10 protein-coding genes are annotated in these 25055 nt (G+C 72.1%); 2 read left to right on the top strand and 8 right to left on the bottom strand.

What is annotated here, in order from left to right; translation table 11 throughout:
- Nucleotides 1-7: 7 nt before the first annotated feature.
- Nucleotides 8-6907, bottom strand: coding sequence for an SDR family oxidoreductase (locus ABTY62_RS00650; RefSeq protein WP_352127123.1), 6900 nt, complete (start codon nucleotides 6905-6907; stop codon nucleotides 8-10).
- Nucleotides 6908-7442: 535 nt separating this feature from the next.
- Here ABTY62_RS00650 and ABTY62_RS00645 point away from each other — a divergent pair.
- Both ABTY62_RS00645 and ABTY62_RS00640 read left to right on the top strand, forming a co-directional pair.
- Nucleotides 7443-8282, top strand: a complete 840-nt coding sequence (locus ABTY62_RS00645) for an SGNH/GDSL hydrolase family protein (protein WP_352127122.1) — start codon at nucleotides 7443-7445, stop codon at nucleotides 8280-8282.
- 332 nt (nucleotides 8283-8614) lie between these two features.
- The gene (locus ABTY62_RS00640) at nucleotides 8615-9205 is read left to right on the top strand and encodes a TetR/AcrR family transcriptional regulator (protein WP_352127121.1); all 591 of its coding nucleotides are present in this window, start codon (nucleotides 8615-8617) and stop codon (nucleotides 9203-9205) included.
- Nucleotides 9206-10185: 980 nt separating this feature from the next.
- Here ABTY62_RS00640 and ABTY62_RS00635 read toward each other — a convergent pair.
- Genes ABTY62_RS00635 through ABTY62_RS00605 form a run of 7 tightly spaced genes read right to left on the bottom strand, consistent with a single transcriptional unit; the run spans nucleotide 10186 to nucleotide 25055 of the window.
- Entirely contained in the window at nucleotides 10186-11766 is a 1581-nt protein-coding gene (locus ABTY62_RS00635; protein ID WP_502997376.1) for an MFS transporter, read from the bottom strand.
- Nucleotides 11735-12502 carry a thioesterase II family protein gene (locus ABTY62_RS00630; protein WP_352127119.1) on the bottom strand — a complete coding sequence of 256 codons (768 nt, stop codon included), beginning with the start codon at nucleotides 12500-12502 and terminating at the stop codon, nucleotides 11735-11737. Before ABTY62_RS00630 ends, ABTY62_RS00635 begins: the two co-directional genes overlap by 32 nt.
- 11 nt (nucleotides 12503-12513) lie before the next feature.
- Complete coding sequence (locus ABTY62_RS00625; RefSeq protein WP_352127118.1) at nucleotides 12514-13659, bottom strand: class II histone deacetylase; 1146 nt, start codon at nucleotides 13657-13659, stop codon at nucleotides 12514-12516.
- Entirely contained in the window at nucleotides 13656-13964 is a 309-nt protein-coding gene (locus tag ABTY62_RS00620; protein WP_352127117.1) for a hypothetical protein, read from the bottom strand. Before ABTY62_RS00620 ends, ABTY62_RS00625 begins: the two co-directional genes overlap by 4 nt.
- Nucleotides 13965-14015: 51 nt before the next feature.
- Nucleotides 14016-17846: an aminotransferase class I/II-fold pyridoxal phosphate-dependent enzyme gene (locus ABTY62_RS00615; RefSeq protein WP_352127116.1), complete on the bottom strand. Its 3831-nt coding sequence runs from the start codon at nucleotides 17844-17846 to the stop codon at nucleotides 14016-14018.
- On the bottom strand, nucleotides 17843-18964 hold the full coding sequence (locus ABTY62_RS00610) for a DNA alkylation repair protein (protein WP_352127115.1): 1122 nt from the start codon (nucleotides 18962-18964) through the stop codon (nucleotides 17843-17845). The genes ABTY62_RS00615 and ABTY62_RS00610 overlap by 4 nt, the downstream gene beginning before the upstream one ends.
- Entirely contained in the window at nucleotides 18957-25055 is a 6099-nt protein-coding gene (locus ABTY62_RS00605) for a beta-ketoacyl synthase N-terminal-like domain-containing protein (RefSeq protein ID WP_352127114.1), read from the bottom strand. Before ABTY62_RS00605 ends, ABTY62_RS00610 begins: the two co-directional genes overlap by 8 nt.

Raw genomic sequence — 25055 nt, 5'->3', positions numbered from 1 at the left:
GCCGCCGTCACCACCCCGACGCGGTGTAGACGACGGCGGTGTCCTCCTGCGGCCCCCAGGCCAGTTCGCGCAGCAGGCTGATGGCGCCCTCGTCGGGGTCGATGAGGCGGATGCCGCGTTCTGCGTAGACGCGCATCAGTTCCGGGGTGACCATGCCGTTGTTGGTGCCGGTGGGCGCCCATGGGCCCCAGTGCACGGTCAGGCCCCGGCGGCCGGTGGCGTCGGACCAGTCGCGGCCGATCTCTTCGAGGGCGTCGTTGGCGGCGGCGTAGTCGGTCTGTCCGCGGTTGCCCAGGGTGGCCGCGATGCTGCCGAACAGCACCGCGAAGCGGGGGCCGTGGGGGAGCCCGCTGACGGCGTCGAGCACGGTCCTGGCGCCGTCGGTCTTGGTGCTGAAGACGCGCTGGAACGACTCCGGGGACTTCTCGGCGAACAGCTTGTCCTCGATCACGCCCGCCGCGTAGACGATTCCGTCGAGCCTGCCGTGTTCGGCGTGCACGTTCTTCACGGCGCGGTGTACGGCCTCGGTGTCCAGCACGTCCACGCAGTGGTAGCGCGCGGGGCTGCCCAGCCGGGTGAGCCGGCGAACCGTGTCGCGGACCTCCCGCTCGGCCCGGATCCTGCCGATCTCCCGCTCGACCCGGCCCGGGGTTGTCAGGCCGCCCGCGATGAGCGCGGCTCGCAGGTCGGCGTCGGAGGTGGCGGCTGTCGCGAGGGCCTCTTCCGGGGAGGGCACCGGGGTGCGGCCGAAGAGTTCCAGGCGGCAGCGGGCGGCGGTGGCGAGCGTGGTGGCGAACCGGGCGGCGATGCCCCGCGCGCCGCCGACGAGGAGCACCACCGATTCGTGGTCGAGTCCGCAGGCCGCGGCCTCCGCGGCGCCGTCGTCGGAGGGTCCGGCTCCGGCCGTGCCCAGGGTTCCGCGGTCGGTCTCGGTCATCCGCAGCCCGCGCCGGGTGCTCGCCGTGCGCAGCACGACCGGCTCGCGGTCGACGGAGGTCAGCTCCGCGGCGATCGCGTCGGCCGCGGTGGACGGGGCCGTTCCGGCGGGCTGCTCGACGACGCGGGCGATGGTCCGCGGGTACTCCCGGGACAGCGAGCGGAAGAGTCCGCGCAGTCCCTCCGCTGCTCCGGCGACCAGCATCCAGCGTGGTCCGGCCGCCAGGGCGGACCGGTAGAGGGGGACGGCGCCGGGAAGCACCGGCTCGGGGGCCGGGCCGCTGTCCGGGGAGATCAGGTGGATCAGGCCGTCGAAGCGGCCGCCGTCGGGTATCCCGGTGGCGGTCACCGCTCGGGCGCCGTATGAGCCGAGCCGCTCGGTGACGGACACGGCGAGCGGGCCCTCGCCGAGGATCAGGAAGGTGCGTCCGGCGAGTTCGGTGGGGGCCAGGGTGGCGGGCGCGAGGTCGAACTCCGTCATCACCAGGCGCTTCGGGGTCGTGACGACGGGTTCGGTGTCGGGGGCGCGGGTGGCGGAGCCGTCATCCGGGGACTCCGGGGACTCCGCGGACTCCGGGGACTCCGGGGACTCGGGGGCCACGGTCTCGGTCTCGGTCCGTGGGTTGTCGTCCTGCCGTGCGGCGGCGATCAGTTCGGCGATGCCCGCCGCCGTACGCGCCTTGGCCAGCCGCTCCAGGCCAGCGTCGTCGGTGGCGGGCAGGGCGAGCCGCTGGGCGAGCTGTCCGGCGATCTCGGCGCGCTTGATGGAGTCGACGCTCAGGTCGGCCTCCAGGTCCAGGTCGGGTTCGATCATGTCCGCCGGGTAGCCGGTGCGCTCGCCGATCACGTCCAGGACGACCGCGAGGACGGAGTCCCCGGCCGACTCGGCCGGCGCCGGGTCCGGCGCGGGCTCGGGCGCGCGCTCGGGAGCGGCGGGTGCGGCAAGCGCGGGAAGGGCCGTAGCGGTCACCTCGCGGGGTACGTACTCCATGGCCGGCGGCCCGGGGCGGAGGCCGGATCCGGTGCCGAGGTAGCCGAGCAGGACATCGCGCTGGGCGTTGATCAGTTCCCGACTTGTGCGGAGGAATTCCCTGACCAGGGCCTCGCCGCCGGTCCCCGTCGGGACATGGGCGGGGTCGGCGTGGAGTGGCTGTCCATGGTCTCCATGGCTGTCGGGACGGGTGGTCACCAGGGCCTCCGGGATGCGCTGGGCGGGGTGCAGGGCTGTGGCGGGGATGGCGCCGTCGGCGGTGCGGATGAGGTGGCCGTCGACGGTCCAGCCCGCGCGTCGGCGGCGGGGGGCGTGGGCCGCGTCGATCGCGTCACGGCCCTGGAACAGCCAGCCGGTGCGTACGTCGGCCCCCGCCGCGGCCAGTTCGGCGAGCGCGGAGAGAAAGCCGGTCAGCCCCGTACGGCGCCGGGTCTCCAGGGTGACGGTGCGGTGCGGGCGGTCGCCGAGGATCTCGGTGACCTGTCGGCTGAGCACCGCGCCGGGACCCGCCTCGACGAAGGTCCTGGCGCCGGCCGCGTACATGCCCTCGATCTGCTCGACGAAGCGCACCGGCGCCCCGATCTGGGCGGCCAGTTCGCTGCGTATCCCCTCGGGTCCGGCGGGATACACCCGGGCTGTGCGGTTGGACCACACCGGGATGGACGGCGCTTCGACGGGGACCGAGGCGAGCGTCGCGGCGAGGGTCTCGCCCGCGGCGGCGACCAGGGGGCTGTGGAAGGCGCAGGCCACCGGGATCCGCTGGGCCTTCAGGCCCCGGACACGGAGGCGTTCGACGGCCGCCGACACCTCCCCGGTGGGGCCGGAGATCACCGTCTGACGGGGCGAGTTGCGGTTGGCGACGACCACGGACCCCGCGTAGCCGGCCTCCTCGAGGTGTGCGGTGACGTCCGGTGCCGAGGCGGCGACGGCGGCCATGGTGCCGGGGTCGCCGGCGCCGGTGGCGGCGACGACGGACTCGGCGCGCGCCCTGCTGCACCACAGCAGTTCCTCGGGGCCGAGCACACCGGCCGCGGCGAGTGCGACGAGTTCGCCGTAGCTGTGTCCGGCCGTCATCGCCGGGCGGACACCGACCCGGCCGAGCAGGTGGTGGGCGGCGAGTCCGGTGATGCCGAGCGCGGGCTGGGCCACGCGGGTGTCGGTGACGCGATCGGCCTGGCTCTGCCGTCCGGCCTCGTCGAAGGCGGCGGGCGGGTGGAGGATCGCCGCGGCGGACTCGTCGAGGCGCAGGAAGCGCTGGAGTTCGGGGAAGGAGACGAAGAGATCGGCGAGCATGCCCGGGCGCTGGCTGCCCTGGCCGGGGAAGAGGAAGGCGATCTCGCCGGGTTCGGTGCCGTCCGCGAGGTGGATGCCGTCGTCCGGGGCGTGTTCCCCGTCGACGGCCCGGCGCAGCGATGCGGAAAGCTCCGGCACGGAGGAGGCCAGCACGGCGATCCAGGTGGGAAGGCCGCGTACGGCCGCGGGGTCGGCGCGGCGGGAGGCGGCCAGGGCGAGGTCCCGCAGCCGGGGCGCTCGGTGGGCGGAGCCGTCGGCCTCGGCGAGGGCGAGGAGGTCACGGGCCGCCTTGGCGGCGGCCTCGTGGTCGGCACCGCGGAAGAGGAACAGTTCGGCGGGCCACTCGTCGCGGGCGTGGACGGGTGGGGCGCCGTCGTCGTGGGCGCGCAGGACGACGTGGAAGTTGGTGCCGCCGAACCCGAAGGCGCTGACCCCGGCGACGCGCTCGGCGGGCGGCACGGGCCAGGGCCTGGCCCCGGTGTGGAAGACGAAGGGGCTGGTGCGCTCGTCCCAGCCTGGGTTCGGGTGCCGCAGGTGCAGCGTGGGGGGTTTGACGGCGTGGTGCAGCGCGAGCGAGGTCTTGATCAGCCCGGCGAGGCCGGCCGCGCATTTGGTGTGGCCGATCTGGGACTTCACCGAGCCGAGGGCGCAGCCGCCTGGGTCGGCGCCGGCCTGGGTGAAGGTCTCGGTGAGGGCGCCCAGTTCGGTGCGGTCGCCGACGACGGTGCCGGTGCCGTGCGCCTCGACCACCCCGACCTCGGCCGGTGAGATCCCGGCGTTGCGGTAGGCCCGGGTGAGCGCGCGGCGCTGGCCGTCGGCGCGCGGTGCGGTCAGGCCGAGGGCCCGGCCGTCGCTGGAGCTGCCGACGCCCTTGATGACCGCGTAGATCCGGTCCCCGTCGCGCTGGGCGTCGGCGAGCCGCTTGAGGACGACGCAGGCCACGCCCTCGCCGAGCGCGATGCCGTCGGCGGAGCGGTCGAAGGGCGCCGAGCGGCCGGAGGGGGACAGGGCGTGCGCCGAGGCGAAGAGCAGGTAGTCGTTGATGCCGTTGTGCAGGTCGGCGCCGCCGCACAGCACCAGGTCGCTGGTGCCGCCCGCCAGCTCCTTGCAGGCCACATCGACCGCTGCGAGGGAGGAGGCGCAGGCGGCGTCGACCGTGTAGTTGGCGCCGCCGAGGTCGAGGCGGTTGGCGATCCGTCCGGCGATGACGTTGGCGAGGATGCCGGGAAAGGAGTCCTCGGTCAGGCCGGGCAGCTGCTCGTCCAGCTCGGGAGGCAGCTGTCCGAGGTAGGAGGGCAGGACCGTACGGAGGGTCATGGCGCTCGACAGGTCACTCCCCGCCTCCGCCCCGAACACCACCGAGGCGCGGCCTCTGTTGAAGGGGCGGTCGGCGTAGCCCGCGTCGGCGAGCGCGCGCCGCGCCACTTCCAGGGCCAGCAGCTGGACGGGCTCGATGCTCGGCAGGGAGGCGGGCGGGATGCCGTAGTCCAGCGGTTCGAAGGGGACCTCGGGCAGGAAGCCGCCCCAGCGCGAGGGGGTGTGCTCCCCCGCCCCGTCCTCGGCGTAGTAGAGGGAGGCGTCCCAGCGCGAGGCGGGCACCTCGGTGACCGCGTCGGCGCCGGACAGCACGTTTCCCCAGAAGGACGCCAGGTCGGGCGCCTGGGGGAACACGCAGGCCATGCCGACGACGGCGACGTCCAGCGGCTCGGGGGCGGCGAGGGGCTCGTCCTCGCCGGTTCCGAGGGCGAGCCTGCGCCGCTCGAGGAAGGTCCGCGCGCCGGTGGTGACCGAGGCGTGCAGCGCGGCGACGGTGGTGACGTCCCACCGCAGGACGGCGACCTGCCCGGCCATGAACATGCCCTGGGAGAACTGACGGTCCTCGCCGACCGCGCGCAGCACCCCGCCGACCCGCTCGATGCCCTTGCTCGCCAGCCGCAACCGCCCCACGTTGAGCCTCTCCAGCCGCTCCCACATCTCGCGGCTGGACACCTCACCGGTGCGCAGTTCCTCCTTGACGGCGGCGAACTCTTCGGTGAAGGGGCTGGGCACACAGCGGGTGGCGTGGCCGGGGGCGGTCTCCAGCAGTTCGGTGTGCTCGGCTTCCCGCATCTGCTCCTGGAACAGCGGCTGTACCGCTCCCGCCGCGACGACCTCCTCGGTGAAGAGGTAGGCGGTGCCCATGAGGAGTCCGACCGCCGCGCCGCGTGCGGCCAGCGGAGCGGTCATGGCGGCGACCATGGCCGCGGACCGCTCGTCGTGCACACCGCCGGCGAACAGCATCTGGAGTTCGGTGGCGGTGTCCCCTCCGGCGGTGGCGAGGAAGTCGTCCACCACGTCGAGCTGTGCCTGCCACAGCGCGAAGCTGGTGCGGGGGCCGACGTGCCCGCCGCACTCGGAGCCCTCGAAGACGAACTTGCGCGCGCCCGCTTCGAGGAACTGGCCGAGCAACCCCGGCGAGGGCACATGCAGAAAGGCCGACACGCCGGCCTTCTCCAGGACCGCCGCCTGTGCGGGACGACCTCCCGCGACGATGGCGTGTGAGGGGCGGATCTCCCGGATGACCTCCAGCTGGGCGTTCTTGATCTCCTCGGCGGCGAAGCCGAGGACGCCGACGCCCCAGGGCGCGTCGCCCAGAGCCGTCCGGGTCTGCTCCAGTACCGCGCGGGTCTGCTCCGCACCGGACAGCGCCAGCGCGATGAACGGCAGCGCTCCCTCGGCGGCGACGGCGGCGGCGAAGGCGGACTGGTCGCTCACCCGGGTCATCGGCCCTTGGACGAGCGGGAGTTCGGTGCCGAGGGCGCGGCTGCCCGCGCTGTCCGGACCGAGTACGGATGTGTCGGTGGCGAGCGAGTCGGCCACGGCGTCGCGTATGCCGCGTATCGCCGCGCCCAGCGTGCCCCAGCGCCGCTGGAAGCGGCGCGGCAGGAAGGCGTCCTGCCCGATCTCCAGCGCCGCCGCGGTGTCGTCCGAGCCCGGGGTGTGCCGCCGCAGCACGCGTCGGCCGCCGGTGACCACGGTCTCCGAGCCGTCGAGTCCGCTCAGCAAGCCGGTGATCTCCGCGGGCAGTTCCGCCTCGGCGAGCAGCGCGGTCTGGGTGTCCAGCACCACTCCGGCGGCCCCGCCCGCGACGGCCGCCGCGGCGGTGTGCGGACCGATGCCGCCGCAACACCACACCGGCAGCGCGTCCGCTTCGTTGGCTTCATCGGCTTCATCGGCTTCGTTCGCGAGCAACTGCTGCAACAGCACAAACGTGCTCAGCTCACCGCACCGGCCGCCGGCCTCGTGGCCGCGGGCGATCAGCCCATGGGCTCCGGCGGCCACGGCGGCCAGGGCCTCGGAGCCGGACGTCACCTCGACGAGCAGGCGTCGCCCGGGGAAGTCGGCGGCGGTCGCCGTAGCACCGGCGGCCAGCACCACGGTGTGGACGCAGGCGGGGAGGTCCTGCGGCGGGAAACCACGGCCATCGGCCAGCCGTACGCCGAATCCGGCGCGCGACCAATCGGCGGCGAGCCCCAACTGCTCACGCGCCGACCGGTCACCGGCCGTGAGATCGAGCACGCCCAGTCCGCCTGCGCGTACGGCGGCCGCGGTGAACCGTGCCGACGCGACACCGAACGGATGCACCGCGAGGACGAGGTCCCTGATCCTCGATGTGCCACCGTCAGTGCTGTTCTGGAGTATTGGCATGGAAAACTCTCCAGGAAACGAGGAAGCGCATGAAGCAAAGCTCAAGAACGACGCAAGTGGCCCGTTATCCGAGATACGCGAAGGCGTGCACGGGAAAAAGGGCAAGATGAGCTGCCATGAGTCAAGCGCCTCGGAAAGGGTGGGGGGTAAGGCGTCCGAGAGCGGGTAGCGGCAGGGACATTACTACGAAGTACAGCCACCGCGCCCGGCTTATTCGGTTACAGCTTGGTGTCGACGGAGCAATGCAGTGATCAGTTCGTTCCACCCCTCCCCCGCATGTCCCCGGACAACACTGTTGAGATTCCCGTTATGCTGCTGGACTCCATATACATATCCCTGGTCGGCTGCCAGGATCACGCCCGAAGGACGAAATAGGCGCCGAGAAACGGTTGACAGGACCGCGCCATCCTTATTACGGTCCGCCGAGTCGACACCCGGGATTTCACCGCGGGTGATCTGATCACGGAACTCCAGGGCCGACGCTTCGGCCGACAGTTCCGCCACTAAGACCGCACCCACACTCCAGGAGTGAAGAATGCGCTCTTTAAGAAATCGCAAACGCCTCACGTCCCTCTCCCTCACGCTGGCCGCCCTCTGTCTGGCGGCCACGGCCACATCAGGTGCGTACGCCGCCGACGCCGAGCCGACGGCGGCGGCCGGCACGTACGTGGCACTGGGCGACTCATACGCCGTCGGGCCCGGCACACGCGTCTACGACAACCCCGACGACCCGTGCCGCCGCGGGCCGTTGACGTACCCCCGGCTGTGGGCACAGCAGCACCCCTCGTACGCCTTTGTGGAGGCGTCGTGCTCCGGGGCCACCACGGCGGAGCTGACAAGCCAGCAGGTGCCGCAGCTCACCGCGGACGCCACGCTGGTGACGGTGCAGGTGGGCGGCAATGACGTCGGCTTCGTCGAGGTGCTGAAGAACTGCATCCTCACCATCGACGACAAGGACTGCGTCGCCGGAGTGGAGGCCGCGAAGGCCGCCGCGACCGGCAATCTGCCGAGCGCGCTGGCGAGCACCTACGCGTCGGTGCGGGCGAAGGCACCCAACGCCAAGGTCGTGGTGGTGGGCTATCCGCGGCTGTACACGATCGGCGGCAGCTGCGGGATCCTCGGGCTGAGCGACACCGAACGTACGGCGCTCAACTCGGCCGCCGACACCCTCGACTCGGTCCTCGCGGAGCAGGCCACGAAGGCCGGGTTCACCTTTCTCGACCCGCGTGCCGCGTTCGACCCGCACACCATCTGCTCGCGCGGCGAGACCTGGGTGACAAGTCTGGAGTGGAGCAAGATCAACGAGTCCTACCACCCCAATCAGGCCGGGCACCGTGACGGATACCTGCCCTTGCTGACCGCCCTCGCGGGCTGACCACGGCGGGCTGTGCGGCGATGCCGGACAGCCCGCTCCTTTCTCGCCGGACCCACCGCCCCGCGAGCCCGGCAACCCCCTCCCGACCCGACGGGCCCCGCGCGGGCCCGGTTCCTTTTGAGGCGGTTGATGCCGCATTCCCTCACACGTCGCTCCCGGTAGTCCACCGGAGCGCACTTCGACGCGCCACTTCGGCCCGGGCAAAGTCCTATACATCTGAATCCTCAGTGGCATCATCAGGGCGTACAGATAAGCAACATGACGTGCGGCGGTGATTTTCGAGCGGCACACGCGTTGGCACACCTTCAGTACGTCGAGGACGGGGCAGCGAGATGTCGCAAGGAGTCCGGGCACAACAGCGGGAGCAGACACGACAGACCCTGCTGCTCGAGAGCAGGCGGCTGTTCTCGGAGCTCGGATACGGCGCCGTGGTCCTGTCGCAGATCGTCGGCGCGGCGGGCGTGACCAAGGGCGCGCTGTATCACCACTTCGCCAGCAAGTCCGACCTGTTCCGTGCCGTGCTGGAGCAGGTGCAGCAGGAGGTGGGCGAGCACATCGCCGTCACGGCAGATGTGCGGGCAGACCCCTGGGACCGGCTCATCGTCGGCTGTCAGGCATTCCTCAACGCCTCCACCGATCCGGCGGTCCAGCGCATCCTGCTCATCGACGGGCCGGCGGTCCTCGGCTGGAGCGAATGGCGGGCGATGAACGAGGCCACCTCGGGCGGCCACCTGACCGAGGTGCTCGTCGACCTGATCGAGGAGGGCACGATCGCCGCACAGCCGGTCGAGCCGCTCATGCATCTGCTGTCCGGCGCGATGAACGAGGCGGCTCTGTGGCTGGCGACTTCGGGGAACCCCCGCGACCTGGCGGACACCGCGAAAGCGCTGGCTCAGCTGCTGGAGGCGCTGCGCGCGCGGTGAGACGAGGGCGCTGGGGCGCGCGCCGTGCGCTCCGGGGTGCTGTGGGCGCAGACGAAGCAGCCGCCCTGGCCGCGCCGGATGTTGTTCAGTGTCGGCGCGCCGATGTGACCGCACCTCGTGCAGCGGCACTTCCACTGGTCGCGCACCCGCCCGGGAAAAGGTTCGAGAGGTTCCATGCCGATCGCACGCATCTGCGCCTCGGCGGCCACCGGATCCACCGGCGCCCTGCCGGCGCAGGCGAGGCATCCGCCGCCACCGGCTCGGATCTTGAACAGTCGGGGGTGGACAATGTGGCCACAGGCCGTATGGCGGCAGCGCCACTTCACCCGGGCGCCCGGATAGGGCTCAAGCGGTTCGAAGCCCGCCGCCCGCATGTCCACCTCCGCCCTCTCCCGGCCGGCGGCGCGTCGCCGTTCACCGGCGGCGGTCCACCCGCAGTAACGGCAGCCCGAATTCAAACCGGTGCGCACCGAGGTGAAAGTGGGTGCGACGCGGTGTGCTCCCTTGGTGCAGCGGCAATCCCAGGCCACATTCGCCCCCGGGTAGGGCGCCAGTGGTTCGAGGCCCGCCGCGCGCATCACCGCGGCCGCGGTCTCGGGGTCAATTCTTCCGGGCATGGCACGTCTCTCTCTCAACCGCGAGAACCGCGTCCCGTGCGAGCACTGATCGGTCGGCGGTGCGATGACGTGGATCCGGACACATGGGGACACGCTCCAGTCTTCTCCTGTCCGACATCTGCTTCGAGGGTGGTTCGAACCGCGCGCACCAGTGGTTTCTGTGTGTCCGACCACGGCCGGGCGGGATTGGTTCGACCAGGGTGAGTTCACGGGGTGGCAACCCGGCGGCCGAGGCCGACATGCCACTCCCCATTTCGCGTACCGGCAGCATGTAAAAGTTAGTGACATACCGTCGGTATGTCAACACAGGACGTCCAGGCGGCCCACACCCATCCGGGCCACCTGGAGCGTCAACAGAGTTGGTTATGAGGCCCGTTCGGCGGTTTCGGCGACCGGCTCGGCACCGGCGGCGGACTCCTCGCCGACACCGGTGGGAGGGCTCTTGATCACCACGGCCACCAGGACGGCGCTGCCGAGCGCGAGCAGCGCCCCGATGCCGCCGATGACGTTCATGCCCTCGGTGAACGCGGCCCGTCCGGAGTCGACGAACGCCGCGGACAGGTCCGCGGGCAGGTTCTTCGCCGCCTCGAGTGCTCCCGCGAGAGTGTCGCCCGCGCCGTCCGGAACCCGTGCGGGAACGTCCACCTCGCCGCGGTACACGGCGGTGCCGACGCTGCCGAGCGTGGCCACGCCGAGCGCCATGCCCAGCTCGGTGCTGGTCTCCGAGAGGGCCGAAGCGGACCCCGCCTGCTCGGGCGGGGCCGATCCGACCACGATGTCGGTGCCCAGGGCCACCAGCGGGCCACCGCCCGCGTAGGCGAAGGCGAAGCCGGTCACCACCTGCGCGACCCCGGACGAGCTGTCGGCGAGGGCCAGCATGCCATGGCCGACGGCCGACACGACCAGGCCGGCGGCGACGACATACGCGGGCCGGAACCTGCTCGCGGCGACCGGGGACAGCACGGACGTCACGATCAGCGCGAAGGCCGCCGGCAGCAGGTACAGGCCGGCCTTCATGGGCGACAGTCCACCGACGAGTTGCAGGTACTGCGTCACGAACAGATACGTACCGCCCGCCACCAGCATGCTGAGCAGAAGTGTCACCAGTGCGGTGCGGAAGGTCGGGTTGGCGAAGAGGCGGAAGTCCAGCAGTGGACTTTCCAGGGTGCGCTGCCGGCGGACGAAGACGACCGCGACGACCAGGCCCACGACGAGTGCCAGCCCCGGCACCGTGGACACTCCGTCCTTGGCGATCTCCTTGAGCCCGTAGATCACCGGCAGGATGGCCGCCAGGGACAGTGCCACGCTGGCCAGGTCGAGGCGGCCGGCGTCCTCGTCGCGGTACTCCGGGAGCAGCAGGGGCCCGGCCACGAGCAGCAGCGCCATGATGGGCACGCCGAGCAGAAAGACCGACCCCCACCAGAAGTACTCCAGCATGGCACCGCCGACCACCGGGCCGAGCGCGACACCTACGGAGAACATGGTGACCCAGATGGCGATGGCCATCCCCCGCTGCCTGGGGTCGGGAAACATGTTGCTGATCAGGGCGAGCGTGGACGGCATCAGCGTGGCGCCGGCGATGCCGAGCGCCGCCCGCGCCGCTATCAGCATGGCCGGGTCGGTGGCGTACGAGGCGACAACCGAGGCGACTCCGAAGGCCGCGGCGCCGATCAGCAGCAGCTTCCGGCGGCCGATGCGGTCGCCGAGCGTGCCCATCGTGACCAGGAAGCCCGCGATCAGGAAACCGTAGACATCGATGATCCACAGCATCTGGGTGGCGGACGGGTCCAGCGCCTCGCTGATGTGCGGCACGGCCAGGTGCAGCACACTCACATCGATGGAGAGCAGAAGCGTGGGAAGCGCCAGCACGGCCAGGCCCAGCCACTCGCGTGGGCCGGCCTGGCGGGGAGAGTCAGCGATGCTGCTCAAGGTCTTTCCTTCCAAGTAAGCCGCGGTCCTCGGCCACCAGATGGCGAGCGATGACCGCCGCGTTGGCGTGTGCGTACAGATAGAAGTGGCCGCCGGTGAACATCAACCGGCGGAACCCGCCGGTCGTTTCGAGCGACCACAGGTGCAGCCGCTCGGCGATGACGACCGGGTCGTCCACCGCGCCGACGGCCAGGACGGGCACGCCGGTCCCCGACAGCGGCCGCTCGTACCGTTCCATCGCTTCGAGGTCGGCCCGGACGGCGCGCAGGGTCGGCTGGACGAGGTCCGCCCGGGACATGAACCCGGGCACCATGCCACCGATGTCCCGCAGATGCTCCAGCAGTTCCGTGTCGCTCCTGAGGTGTGCGAACGGCGGCTCGCTGGGGAAGCACGGGGGCTGGCGGGCCGACACGGCGAGCAGGGTGGGCGCAAGGCCCTTCTGTTCCATGGCCCGGGTGAGTTCATAGCCCAGGACGCTGCCGAAGCTGTGCCCGACGACCGCGTACGGCAGCGGTTCCAGGTCCGCGAGATCACGGCTGAGGGCCTCGACCAGCGGCTCGACGCGGGTCAGGGGCGGCTCACCGATGCGCGCGCCGCGTCCCGGCAGCGATGCCACAAGGAGTTCGACATCCGCGGGGAGCACCTGCCACCAGGAGCGGAAGGCGGACGGCCAGCCGCCGGCGTGCGGGAGGGCGACCACGCGGCGGCGGGGAGGCGGCCCGGTTCCGGGCGCACCGGCCCGCGGTCTCATCCACCAGTGGCTCATCGGCTGCTCCGGGCCCGGGGCCGGACGGGGGCCGACTGCCGGGTGAGCAGCGGATGGTGGGATTCCAGGTGTTCGATCACCCGGTTCTGGTGCCGTTGCAGACGCTGTCCCGGAAGGTGTTCCAGCGAGTGCAGGAACGGGTCGTTCGGGGCGGGGAGACCGGCGATCGCGCTGGCCGTGCTCAGCACCAGCGTCGGCTGGTACCAGGCCGAGTAGCCGCCCTCATGGGCGAAGACGATCCTTCCCTCCGTCAGTTCGCCGGCGAGGCGGCACATCATCGAGGTCATGGCGTGGAGCGTGCGGCTGGTGCACATCATCCGGCCCATCGGATCGTGACCGCCCGCGTCGAGGCCCGCCGCCACCAGGATCAGACCGGGCCCGAAGGCCCGGGCCGCGGGTTCCACGACGCGGCTGACGGCCGCGAGGTACGCCTCGTGTCCGCTGCCCGCGGGCAGCGGCACATTGAGTGTGCTGCCCGCGCCCGCACCGGCACCGGTCTCCATGACGAGGCCGGACGCCGCCGGGAACAGCCCGTCCTGGTGGATGGAGATGTACAGCACGTCGGGATCCTCGTAGAAGACCCGCTGGATGCCGTTGCCGTGGTGCACGTCCCAGTCGAGGATCAGCACCCGGCGCACCCCGTGGCGCTGCGCGGCCCGGGCGGCGATGGCCACGTTGTTGTAGAGGCACAGTGCCATCGCCCGGTCGGGTTCGGCGTGGTGTCCGGGCGGCCGCACCAGGCAGTAGGCCCGGTGGAACCGCCCGTCCAGGACATCCGTGGTGGCCTGCACACAGGCCCCGGCGGCGAGCCTCGCGGCCTGGGCGCTGTGGTAGTTCACATGGGCGTACACGCCCGCGTCTCCCGCGCCGATCGCCGATGCCGCCTCGACGCGTTCGATGTGCTCCGGTGTGTGCACGAGCCGCAGGTCCTCGTCCGAGGCGGGCGTCGGTGTCACGGCGGTGAACCGGTCCATGACACCGGACGCCCTGACCAGCCCCTCGGCCCGCCTGAGGTCCGGGTCCACGGCGAACTGCCTCAGCGGCTCGATCCCGGGCCCGACCGGTACGTATCCCGAACCGGGCCCGGGGTCGTGCCAGAAGCAGAGCTCATGGCTGTACCACGCGGGTTCGGGAGTGCTCACGGTGCGGACACACCCAGCGAGGCCCGGCTGATCCCGGAAACCTGCTCGATGTACCGCAGGTAGTACTCCCGCTCCTCGTCCGGGGTGCGCTTGGCCCGGAAGGTGGTCCCGAGCAGCTCCAGCACCTCTTCGGCCTCGTCGGAGGTGAGTCGTCGCTCGCCCACTTCCTCCTCGACGGCACGGATGCGCGTGGCCGGCTCCACCACGCCCTTGGCGTGTTCGCCCGGGTCGGTGCCGTGATTGCGGGTCGAGGCGATGGTCTTCAGTACGGCTGCGAAGAACGCCGCGGCGTCGATGTCGGTCATGTCCAAAACCCCCTGAGAGTCATGTGGTTGGTGAAGAGGCCTGGTCGCCGGTCAGGAGATGAGGCCGCAGGACCGGCCCGCCTTCTCGAGCGTGGCGACCGCGGTGTCCAGGTCGGCTTCCGAGTGGCTGAGGTTGACGATCGTCCGCAGGCGCGGCAGTGTCCGGGGCACCGCCGGATAGACGATGGGCTGCACGAACAGCCCGTCGAGCTGGCACAGCCGGGCCATGGCGATCGCCTGCTCGGCGCTGCGGCAGATGACCGGCACCACCGGCGTCTCACTGGCGAGCGTGTCGAAGCCAAGGGCGCGCAGCTGCTCGCGGTACCGGGTGGTTCTGGCCCGCAGCTCGCGGGTGAGTTCGGGGGCGGCCGCCATCACCTCGATCGCCGCCTTGGCGGCCGCCACCTGGGCCGGAGTCGCAGCGGCCGAGAACATCCAGCCGCGCGCGTTGTTCTTCAACGCGAAGACGAGGTCGCGCGATCCGGCGACGTAACCGCCCGCGCTGGGAACGGTCTTGGACAGCGTGCCCATCTTCACGTCGACGCGCTCCGGGTCGATGCCGGCGTGTTCGGTGATGCCGCGCCCGGTGTCACCGAGCACGCCGAGGCTGTGCGCCTCGTCGACCATCAGCGGGGCGCCGTAGCGCTCGCACAGCTCCACGATGCCCGGCAGGTCGGCCACGTCGCCGTCCATGCTGAAGACGGCGTCGGTCACCACCAGCCGGCCCGCGTCACCCGCCTTCTTCAGGGCTCGCTCCAGGTCGGCCAGGTCGTTGTGCGCGTACGTGATGACCTCGGCCCCCGAGAGCCGGTATCCGTCGAGGATGCTGGCGTGGTTGTACACATCGCCGATGATCACGTCGCCCGGGCCGACCAGCGCGCCCACCGTCGCCACGTTGGCCATGTAGCCGCTGGAGAAGACGATGGCGTCCTCGGTCCCGAGGAACCTGGCGAGCGTCAGCTCCAGCTCGCGGTGCAGATGCAGGGTGCCGGCCAGGAGCCGCACGCCGTGGGCGCCGGTCCCGTGCCGCTCCACCGCGTCCAGGACCTGCTGGTCGATGTAGTCGTGCCCGATGAGTCCCAGGTAGCTGTACGAAGCGAAGTTGAGGAACCAGCGGCCGTCGAACCTGATCCGGGCGCCCTCGGCCCGCTCGATGACGGGCTCGTAGAAATACTCGTCCCGGGCGACCACGAGGCGGTCCTCCGCCGAGAGCGCGTCGATGCGCCGGTCGAGGAAGGTGCCGTCGCTCCGGGGGGACAGCCGCCCGGGCAGGGTGCGCCGGGGTATGCGCACGGCGGTACGAGGTGTCACGGGAACCGTGGACGTGGCCGGCGGCGGGGAGGGCGGGGTGACGCGGGGCCGTGCGGGGCTCGGGGCCGGGCTTTCCGCGGGCCGCGCGGGCGCCGCCGGACGGTAGCGGTCCCAGTCGGGGACGAAGGAGTCGGCGACAGTTCCCGCGGGAGCGGGTACCGCGAGGTCTTCCCGCGGAGCCGGTGCCGGGGAGGCCGCCGGTTCGGGCGTCCGGAGTGATGCGCCGTCCGCGGGTTCGCGGACCGCACCGCCCCCCGCCGCCGAGTCGAGGTGGCCGAGCAGGGGGCGGATGCCGCTGTGCTCGAAGAACACCATGGGGTCGACGTCGAGTCCGTCGCCGGACAGGGCCGCGGCCAGCTCGACCGCCATCATCGAGTCGAGGCCCAACTCCAGCAGGTCGTCCTCGGGTGTGACGTCGTCGACGTGAAGGATCTTCTGCACAGCGGTGGCGAGCGGCGGCCACAGCCCGCTTTCCGGTGTGACGGTGGTCATGGGTTCACCCTTCGCTTGCGCGGCGGCGGACAGGACGTGGTTCGTGGGGGGACGGCTGAGGGCCGCGTGCAGCAGGGCGACGCCGTCGTCCGCGGTGAGGGCCGGGATGCCGTGCTCGGCGGCCCGCACGGCGATGTCCTCGCCCATGCCGACGGTCCACAGGCCCCAGGCGAGGCTGTACCAGGGCTCGCCGTCGGCGCGTTTGCGGGCGGCGTAGCCGTCCAGGTAGGCGTTGGCGGCGGCGTAGGAGCTCTGGCCCAGGTTGGCGCGTACGGCCGATATCGACGAGAACAGGACGACGAAGTCGGGCCGGTCGTGCGCGGCCACCAGATCGGCGATGGCGTGCACCCCACCGATCTTCGGGCCGAGGACCTCCGCCACCTGGTCCGGTGTCAGGCTGCGGGCCAGGCCGTCGCGCAGCACTCCCGCGGTGTGGAAGATCCCGTCGTAGCGCGCGGCGCCGTCGAGCACGGCGGGCAGGGAGCGTACGTCCGCGGCCACGACGTCCACCTCGCAGAGCGTGGAGAGCCGGTGGATGCGCCGCCTGGCCTCTTCACGGTCCGGCACGGTCCTGCCCACCAGGGTCAGGTGCGCGCAGCCCGCCGCGGCCAGGAACTCCGCCACCCGCAGGCCGATGGCGCCCATGCCGCCGGTGATGAGGAAGCGCCCGCCGCGGAACCGGGCCGGCCGGCCGGTGGCGGGCCGGGCCGGTTCGAGCGAGGGTGTGTACCAGGATCCGCCGCGCCGGGCGAGTTCCGGCTCCGTGTGTCCCAGAGCGTCCGGCAGCGGTGTGGGCCGGCCGCCCCGGGTGCTGCCGGGTTCCAGGTCGACCAGGCGCACGGTGGTGCGGGGATGTTCCACGCGCAGCGTGCGGCCCAGGCCCCACAGCGCGGTCATGAAGGGGGCGACGGGCTCCTCCCCCGTGACCGAGTGGGCCGCCGTGGTGACGATCAGCAGGTCCGGCATCGGGGGACGCGCCGCGAGCCGGCGTACGAGGGTGAAGGCGCCCTGGAGTGCCTCGGTCGCCTGTGCCTCGGTCGTGATGTCCTCGGGCGCGACGTACACCACCTCACGCACGGGGCCGTCGGCGAGTGTGGCGTCGAGACGGTCCGCGGTCAGCTCGCCGGGCGCCAGCCGTACGACGGGCCGGTCCTGCGGTGCCGGCAGGTCGTGCGCGGAGACGAGCAGCGTGACACCGCCGGAGGACGGCGGTGCTGCGGTCGGCTCGGTCTTCCGCCAGGTGACGGTCTCCAGCAGGCCGGGGGGCCGTAACACCGCTCCGGGGGGCGGCGCCTGAGGCCGCTCCCGCGCCTCGGACACCGGGGCCTTGAGGGTGATGCGTTCGAGTTCGAGCAGTACCTCCCCTTGCTGGCTGCATACGGTGGCGCGGCCGCGTACGGCACCGCCGGCGCCGCCGGGCGGCGTCGTCTCCCGCTCGACCAGGGCCAGGACCGTTCCCGTGATCGGGCGGCGGGCCACGATCCGGCCGATGTACCAGGGCAGGCGCATCCCGGCCGCTCCGGCGTCGAGCATGCCGAGGAGCTGGAGGACGCCGTCGAGCAGCGGGGGCGGTAAGAAGCCCGCCCAGCGCAGGTCGTCGGAGGCGCGCAGGACCGCCAGCATCCGGCCCGGCCCCCGGGACACGGACCGGATCGCCTGGAAGGCCGGCCCGTAGGTGATGCCGCTGGCGCGCCGCCACCCGGCCACGTCCGCCAGCGGGACACTCTCGGTGCAGCCGGCCCGCAGCCCGGCGACGTCGAGGTAGCGGGGCGGCGGCAGGGGAACGCCGTGGCAGTGGGCCGTGCTGTACTCGACCGGCTCGTCGGCGTCCGGCGAGCGGACCGAGCACCGTCCGTCCTCGGTCATGACGCCCACCAGCTCGATGTCCGGCCCTGCCACCCGCAGCGGTCTGCGGAAGGTGACATGCTGCAACGTCCACAGGCTGCCGGGCCGCCGGTCCTCGCAGGCGCGGAGCATGACATCGACCTGGGTCGCGGCCGCGATGACCGGGGTGGCCCCGATCCGGTGGTCGCGGACCACCGGATCGGTCGCGCCGAGGTGGAACCGGACGCCGTTCATGTCCGCAGATCGAATCGCTCGGTGGCCTTCACCAGGCCGTTGACCTGAATGTCGACGAGGTGTTCGCCCGGGTAGTACTTCCGGGTCTGAACCTCCTTGATCGGGTGGGACTTCCGCAGGCTCCGCCGTTCACCGGCCTCGAGCTCGAGGGTCGTGAGCTTGAAGACCTTGGGGATGGTGCGGCCGTTCTTGCGCATGTGGTGGACGACGTAGTCGACGGTGACGCTGTGGGCCCGGTCGTCGGTGTTCTCGATCTCGAAGTCGATGACGAGGGTGTCCCCGACGGCCACCGACCCGGGGGTGACGCGCAGGCGGGATGTGTGGACCCATTCGCCGCCCGTCGCGCCGAGGAGGGCCAGTGCCTGCTGGTCGCCCTTCTTCACCAGGGTGCGCAGCCCGTGCCTGACGGTCCAGGTCGTCTCGGCGGTGGGGCTCTCCTCCAGCCAGCGCAGCGCGGTGGCGAGGGCCACGCCGGGGGTGTCCTTCGAGATGTCGTTCAGGTTGTTCGCGACGGACTTGCGCACATACTCGGAGGGGTCGCTGCGCAGGGGTTCGAGGATCTCCAGGACCGGCTGCGGATCCTTGACGAAGATGTCCAGGGTGCGGGCCCAGGGCAGGCGTGGCCGGACCCCCTCGCTCGCCAGACGCCGCACGTTGTGGCTCGGGCTGTGGGCCCACCGCGCGACGCGTTTCATGGTCGGCTCGTAGTGGCGCTCGATGTAGGGCCGGATCGCGTACTCGCCGGTGTGCCGCTTGGTGATCTCCTCGATGGCGTCGAGGGACAGCTCGGGGTGGTCGAGCCCGTACTCCTCCACGAACCTGGCCACCGGCATCAGATACCAGCTGGTGTTGAACATGCCCTCGCCCTCGGCGAGTTCCTCACCGAGAATCGACAGGAGGATCGGGACGGCACCGGGGTAGTCCTGCGGCAGCCGGGTGCGCAGGCCCTCGGTCAGGACGAGAACGCGGTCCTTCAGTTCCTTGTCCGGGATGCGCCGCTCCACCTCGGCGGCGTAGCCCTCGGCGTCGAAAGCGGGGTGCGCGGGGCGGATCATCCCGCCGAGGAGGTGTGCCGCCTCGCCGTTGAAGTGTCGCTTCAGTCCGTACTCGCTAGCCATGATGCTGGTGCCTTTTCCTGTCGTCGGGACGTGTGCCGGCCGTGGCGTCCGGGGTGTCCCGGGCGTCGGCCGGGATCCAGAAACGCTGTCGGTGGAACCGGTAGGTGGGGATGGTGGTGGTGCGCTGGTGTTTGCCGTGGTGGAGGCCGGTCCATGTCAGGTCCGCGCCGGTGTGGTTGTGGTGGGTCGCCAGGGCCGCGTGGAGCTGGGCCTGGTCACCTCGGTCCCGCCGGAGCGTGGCGATCCAGGCCGGTTGAACGCCCGGGCCCCCTTCCGCGAGCGCGGCGCGGGCCAGGGGGATGAGCTGCGGGTGCGGCCCGATCTCCCACACGGTGTGCGGACGCGCCTCGCCCAGGGTGGTGACGGCCTGGCCGAACCGGACGGCCCGGCGGATGGCCTGGGCCCAGTGCCGGGGGTCGGTGGCGGTGTCGGGGGTGTGCCAGGTACCGGTGAGTGTGTTGGCGAAGAGGATCACCGGCGGGGTGAGGGTGGTGGCGGCCACGACATCGGCGAACGGGGCCACGGCTCCGTCCATCAGCGCGGAGTGGAAGGCGTGGCTGACCGCCAGCGGCCGCACACGTTCGGAGGTCTCGGTGCGAAAGCGGTCGATGGCCTGCGCCGGCCCGCTGATGGTCTGCATGCGGGGCGCGTTGTAGGCGGCGATCTCGATGCCGGGATACGGCTGGAGCGCGGCCGTCAGGGTGTCGGCGTCGGTGTGGACGACGGCCATGGCCCCGACGGCGGGCTGGGCCTGCATCAGCCGGCCGCGCACGGCGGTCAGCCGCAGCAGGTCGGGCAGCGTGAGCACGCCGGCGGTCCAGGCCGCGGTCAGTTCACCGAGGCTGTGCCCGGCGACCACATCGGGACGGATGCCGGCCGCCTCCAGCCAGCGGACGAGGGCGACCTGCACGCTGACGATGCCGATCTGCGCGTACCGGGTCCGGTCCAGCAGGTGCCGGGCGTCTCCGTAGAGCAGTTCGAGCAGCGGGACGTCGGTGTGCGGGGCCACGAGTTCGGCGCACTCGTGGAGCGCGCCGCGGAAGTGCGGCTCGGTGGCGAACAGCCCCTTGCCCATGTCGGGGTACTGGGAGCCCTGCCCGGTGAAGAGGAACGCGGTGGGCGTCGTCCCGCCGGTGTGCCGGGTCGTCGGGGTGGTTCCGGCGGCGACGGCGGCGAGCCGGGTGGCCAGTTCTTCGGCGGTGGCGCCGTGGACGGCGACCCGGTGGCGGTGCACCGCCCGGGCGGTGTTCGCGGTGTGGGCGAAGTCCCCGAGCCGTTCCTCGTCCGTGGCGGCCACGTGGTCGGCGTAGGCGCCGGCCAGGGCGCGCAGGGCCGGCTCGCCGGCGGCGCTGACCCGCACGATGTGGCTGTCCTGCGCGAGAGGTGCCCGGCCGGACGTGGCGGGCGGCTCCTCGACGATCACGTGTGCGTTGACTCCGCCCATCCCGAAGGCGCTGATCGCGGCGCGCCGCGGGCGGACGCCGCGCGGCCAGGGCTGTGCGCGCCCGGCGAGATAGAAGGGGGTGTCCTCGAAGCGGATGTGGTCGTTGGGGCGCGTGACATGGAGCGTCGGCGGAATCCGGTCGTGTTCCATGGCCAGCAGGGCCTTCACCAGGCCCGCGAGGCCCGCCGCGGGCTCCAGATGGCCGATGTTGGCCTTCAGCGACCCGATCGCACAGTACTGGGAACGGCCTGTGTGCATGCGCCACGCCCGCGTCAGCCCGTCGATCTCGATCGGGTCGCCCAGCCGGGTTCCGGTGCCATGGGCCTCGACCAGCTCGATGGTGTCCGGGGAGACGTCCGCGTCCCGCAGGGCGGCGGCGATGACGTCCCGCTGGGCCTTGGGGCTCGGTGCGGAGTACCGGGTGGTCCGGCCTCCGTGGTTCACAGCCGCGCCCTTGACCAGGCCGCGGACGCGGTCGCCGTCCCGCTCGGCGTCGTCGTACCGCCGCAGCACCACGGCGACGGCCCCTTCGCCCGGCACGAACCCGTCGGCGGTGTTGTCGAAGGCGCGGCAGCGGTGCCGTGGTGACAGTGCCATGAGATCGCCCATGGAGCGGAAGTACTCGGGGCTGATGGCGGCGTGCACGGCTCCGATCACCGCCGTGTCGATGTCTCCGGCGCGCAGGTGCTGAAGGGCCGAGTGCACCGCCACGAGCGACGAGGAGCAGAGGGTGTTGACGACTGTGCTGGGTCCGTGCCAGTCCATCAGATAGGACAGCCGGTTCGCGATCATCGCCTCCAGGCCGAGGCCGCGCCCGTCGGGGATGCCATGGCGCGCCCGCTCCTCGTGATAGTGGTCGTGGCTGTAGGCGATCCACAGGCCGGTGACGCTGCCGTCTGCGCGCTCGCCGACCCGGCCGCCGTCCTCCAGGGCTTCCCAGACCGTCTCGTAGACGATCCGCGCCTGCGGGTCGATCAGCGGGGCTTCGCGGGGCGAGACGCGGAACGGCGCGGGATCGAACTCGTCCACGTGGTCCAGGAACGAGGCGTACGGCGACGGCTGGTCAGGCCGGCCCCAGCGGCCGTCCGGCAGCGGGCGTACGGTGTCCCGGCCTTCGTGGAGGAGTTCCGCGAAGTCGGCGAGGCCATCCGCTGTCGGCAGCCGGACGGCCGCTCCCACGACCGCGATGTCGCGTGGGCGGGGCGCGTGGTCGGCGGCCTGGCGTGCGGGGCCGGTCCGCCGGAGGGCCGGAGCCGGTACCGCCGGCTCCGGCTCGGGGGCCGGCGCCTCGTCGGCGGCACGGGACGGCTCGGCGGCCGGATCCTCCGGTGCGAGGGCGAGCTCCGGTGCCTCTCGCACGACGAACTCGGCGAACTGCCGGGGGGTCGGGTACTCGAAGAAGACCGTCGGATAGAGAGACAGGCCAGTTTCCTGGGAGATGCGCTCGCTCAGCGACACCAGGCCGACCGAGTCGAACCCTGCGGACAGGAACTCCGTGTCGGCGTGTTCCTCGGCCGTTTCCGTCAGTTGCAGAAACCACGCGAGCACCCGCGCGACATCCGACGGCTGATGCGCCGGCTGATGCGCCGGTTGATGCGTCGGCGCGGCGACCCGGGGCGCGGTTGGAGGCGGCTCGGCGGGGACGTGGGCCGGTGGCGATGTCTCACTGTCCGCGCCGAACGCCTGCGCGGGCACGCGCTTGGACGACATGTCGGCGAACACGAGCAGCGGCCGGCCTGTCGCGTCGGTGACGGTCTGGGTGACGCGACAGGCCTCGTCGTTCCAGAAGGCGATCTCCGTACGGACATAGGCCGCGTCGTCCAAGGGCCCGTGGACGTCCACCCGGCCGACGGAGAGCGGGATGAACGCCGAGGCGTCCGCCGCGCCGAACACCGGGTTGCCGGGGGCGATCGCGGCGATGGTGACGCTGTCGAGCAGCCCCGGGAACAGCTGGACACCGGACGGGTTCAGCTCCCGCTGGCGGCGGCCCTCGACGCGGGCGAGCGTGCCGCCGTCCGGCAGGCCGGCCACCCAGGAGATGTTCCGGTAGTAACGGCCGTGGTGGTATCCGACCCTCCGCAACCATCGGTACAGACCTGAGCCCGCGTGGATGTCGCAGCGGTCGTCCACCAGCGAGGCGACCGGCACGGCGGCGGGCTCGGGCGCGTGCTGTGTCAGATACCGGCCGGTGACGAAGGGCTCGCCGCTCTCGGCGTCCTCGACCGTGAACCGGCCCTGCCCATCCACCCGGCACACCACCCGGCGCGCCCCGGAGGGGATCAGCGGGCGGTGGAACAGGACGTCCCCGACTCCGTGGAACGGCTCGCCGCGCACGGCGGCGCCCTCGCGCAGGAAGTCGAACCAGGCCACCCCCGGAAGCATGTTCTTCCGGTGCACGGCGTGCTGGGCGATGGGGACCTCACCGGGTCCGAACACCCGGGAGAAGGCGTACCCGGCGGTTCCGTCGTCCGGGACGAGTTCCGTGGGCGTCCCGGGTTCGGCCGAGCGCAGTGGCTCACACAGGTCGAGAGCGGGACCGCTCGGCTGGGCCACGGGCAGCAGACGCTTGTGCCAGGCGCGCCCCGCCTGGAACGCGGACCAATCGATGTCCAGGCCCGCCGCGAAGAGTTCGGCGGCGAGCGCGGCGAGGACCGCGGCCACGTCCCGCTCGCCGTGGGCCCGGCCCAGCCGTGCGCAGACCTCGCGGTCGCCGACCCCGTCGTCCTCGGGTACGGGCGCCGCGTCGTCGTCACGCCTGAGCACGTCGGCCAGGGCCTGCTCCAGGGGGACGCGCCCCCAGGCGAAGTCCCGGACCACCTCCCATCCCGGGGGCAGGTCCACCGAGTCCTCCGGCAGCCCCAGGTCGCGCAGTGCCACCGCGACGGCGACTCCCTGGCTGATCCGGAGCAACTCGCCCGAGAAGCCCTCCAGCCGGGCGCCGGTCGCCGCCTCGAAGAGGCTGATGACCTCGTGCACGGCGGGCGTGGAGCGGTCGAGCACGGACAGCCACGCGGCCGGCACGACCCCCGGGCGAACCCGCACTTCGGCCCGGAGCTGCCCGGATCCGGGCAGGTCCCCCCGGAGCAGCCACGCCCGTAGTGCGGAGGCCAGCTCGTCGGCGTCGGCGCCGGTGACGGCCATGCGCTCGCGGCGGTGCGGACGGGCCAGGCGTGCCGTGGCGCACACGTCGTCGAGGTCGCCGGCCACCGTGGGCAGGAACCGAAGCCACTGCGCGGCCAGTTCGCGCAGTGCGTACGGGCTGTCGGCCGACAGGGGCAGGACGTGGACCGTCCCGGGCGCCGCCTCCGCCCGCGTCCGCCTCGACGGGGCCTGGGGTACGGCCTCGGCGACGACGTGCGCGTTGGTGCCGCCGAAGCCGAATCCGCTCACCGCGGCCCGGCGCACCGGCACATCGGGCCAGGGGCGGTGGGTGGCGGGCAGATAGAAGGGGCTGTCGGACAGGTTGAGGCGGGGGTTGGGCGCGTCGACCGCCAGCGCCGGGATGACACCCTCGCGCAGCATGACGACCACCTTCGCCAGTCCTGCCAGGCCCGACGCCGAGTGGAGGTGGCCGATGCGGCGCTTGAGGGAGCCGAGCGCCACGGCGTTCCGCGGCACACCGTGCCGGCCGAACACCTCCGTGAGGGCCCGCGCCTCGATCGGATCGCCGATGGCGGTGCCGGTGCCGTGCGCCTCCACGTACTGGACGGTGGCCGGGTCGACGGTCTCGTACGCCTTGCTCAACAGCTCCACCTGCGCGTCCAGGTTCGGTGTGGTGACACCCATGGTGGAGCCGTCGTTGTTGACCGCCGCCACGTTGATCGCGCCGAGGATCAGGTCGTGGTCGGCCAGTGCCGCCGTCATCGGCTTCAGGACGAGCGCGACGGCCCCCTCCCCCGGCACATAGCCGTTGGCCTTGGTGTCGAAGGTCTGGCACAGGCCGTCCGGGGACAGGGCTCCGGTGCGCGAGAGCATGACGAACGTCAGTGGATCGATCAGCAGGTCGACCGCGCCGACCACGGCCAGTTCACTGGCGCCGGCCGCGAGGCTCTGGCAGGCGAGCCACACGGCCGTCAGGGAGGAGGAGCAGGCCGTGTCGACGGCCAGGCTGGGCCCCGACAGGTCGAAGCGGTCCGACAGCCAGGCCGCCATGAAGTTCTGCGACCGTCCCCACAAGGCGGCGGGCCGGCCGGCGAGGTCCGAGGAGTCGGCCAGGCCACGTCCTTGGTCGAAGCCGTATCCGTTCATGCGCGCGGCGATGAACACGCCCGCGTTCAGCCTGCGCCGGGACCTGAGGTACCCGGAGTCCTCCAGGGCGCGCGCACCGACCTCGAGCATCATCCGCTGCTGCGGGTCGAGGTGAACGGCGTCCTCGGCGGTCAGGCCGAACGCCTCGTGGTCGAAGGAGAACACGTCGGGCAGGAAGGCGCCGCGGTGATGGGAACCCTGGTGGGGGCCGTCACCGAGGTACAGTTCGCGACGCCATCGGCTGGGCGGGACGTCATCGACCTCCACGCCGTCGCGCCCCAGCAGGTCCGTCAGGTCCACGACGTCCTCGGCGCCCGGGAGCCGTACCGACAGTCCGATGACGGCGATGCGGCTGTCCACCTCGCTCACCACAGTCCTTTCGTCGATGTCGTTGGTCAT

The organism is Streptomyces sp. NPDC097640 (genome assembly GCF_040302705.1).
Classification (GTDB): Bacteria; Actinomycetota; Actinomycetes; order Streptomycetales; family Streptomycetaceae; genus Streptomyces.
This window is presented reverse-complemented; position numbering and strand designations above follow the sequence as displayed.

Coding starts and splice junctions, on each gene's coding strand:
- ABTY62_RS00645 (WP_352127122.1), top strand. CDS start 7,443: ATGCGCTCTTTAAGAAATCGCAAACGCCTCACGTCCCTCTCCCTCACG.
- ABTY62_RS00615 (WP_352127116.1), bottom strand. CDS start 17,846: ATGAACGGCGTCCGGTTCCACCTCGGCGCGACCGATCCGGTGGTCCGC.
- ABTY62_RS00610 (WP_352127115.1), bottom strand. CDS start 18,964: ATGGCTAGCGAGTACGGACTGAAGCGACACTTCAACGGCGAGGCGGCA.
- ABTY62_RS00630 (WP_352127119.1), bottom strand. CDS start 12,502: ATGAGACCGCGGGCCGGTGCGCCCGGAACCGGGCCGCCTCCCCGCCGC.
- ABTY62_RS00650 (WP_352127123.1), bottom strand. CDS start 6,907: ATGCCAATACTCCAGAACAGCACTGACGGTGGCACATCGAGGATCAGG.
- ABTY62_RS00640 (WP_352127121.1), top strand. CDS start 8,615: ATGTCGCAAGGAGTCCGGGCACAACAGCGGGAGCAGACACGACAGACC.
- ABTY62_RS00605 (WP_352127114.1), bottom strand. CDS start 25,055: ATGACCAACGACATCGACGAAAGGACTGTGGTGAGCGAGGTGGACAGC.
- ABTY62_RS00620 (WP_352127117.1), bottom strand. CDS start 13,964: ATGACCGACATCGACGCCGCGGCGTTCTTCGCAGCCGTACTGAAGACC.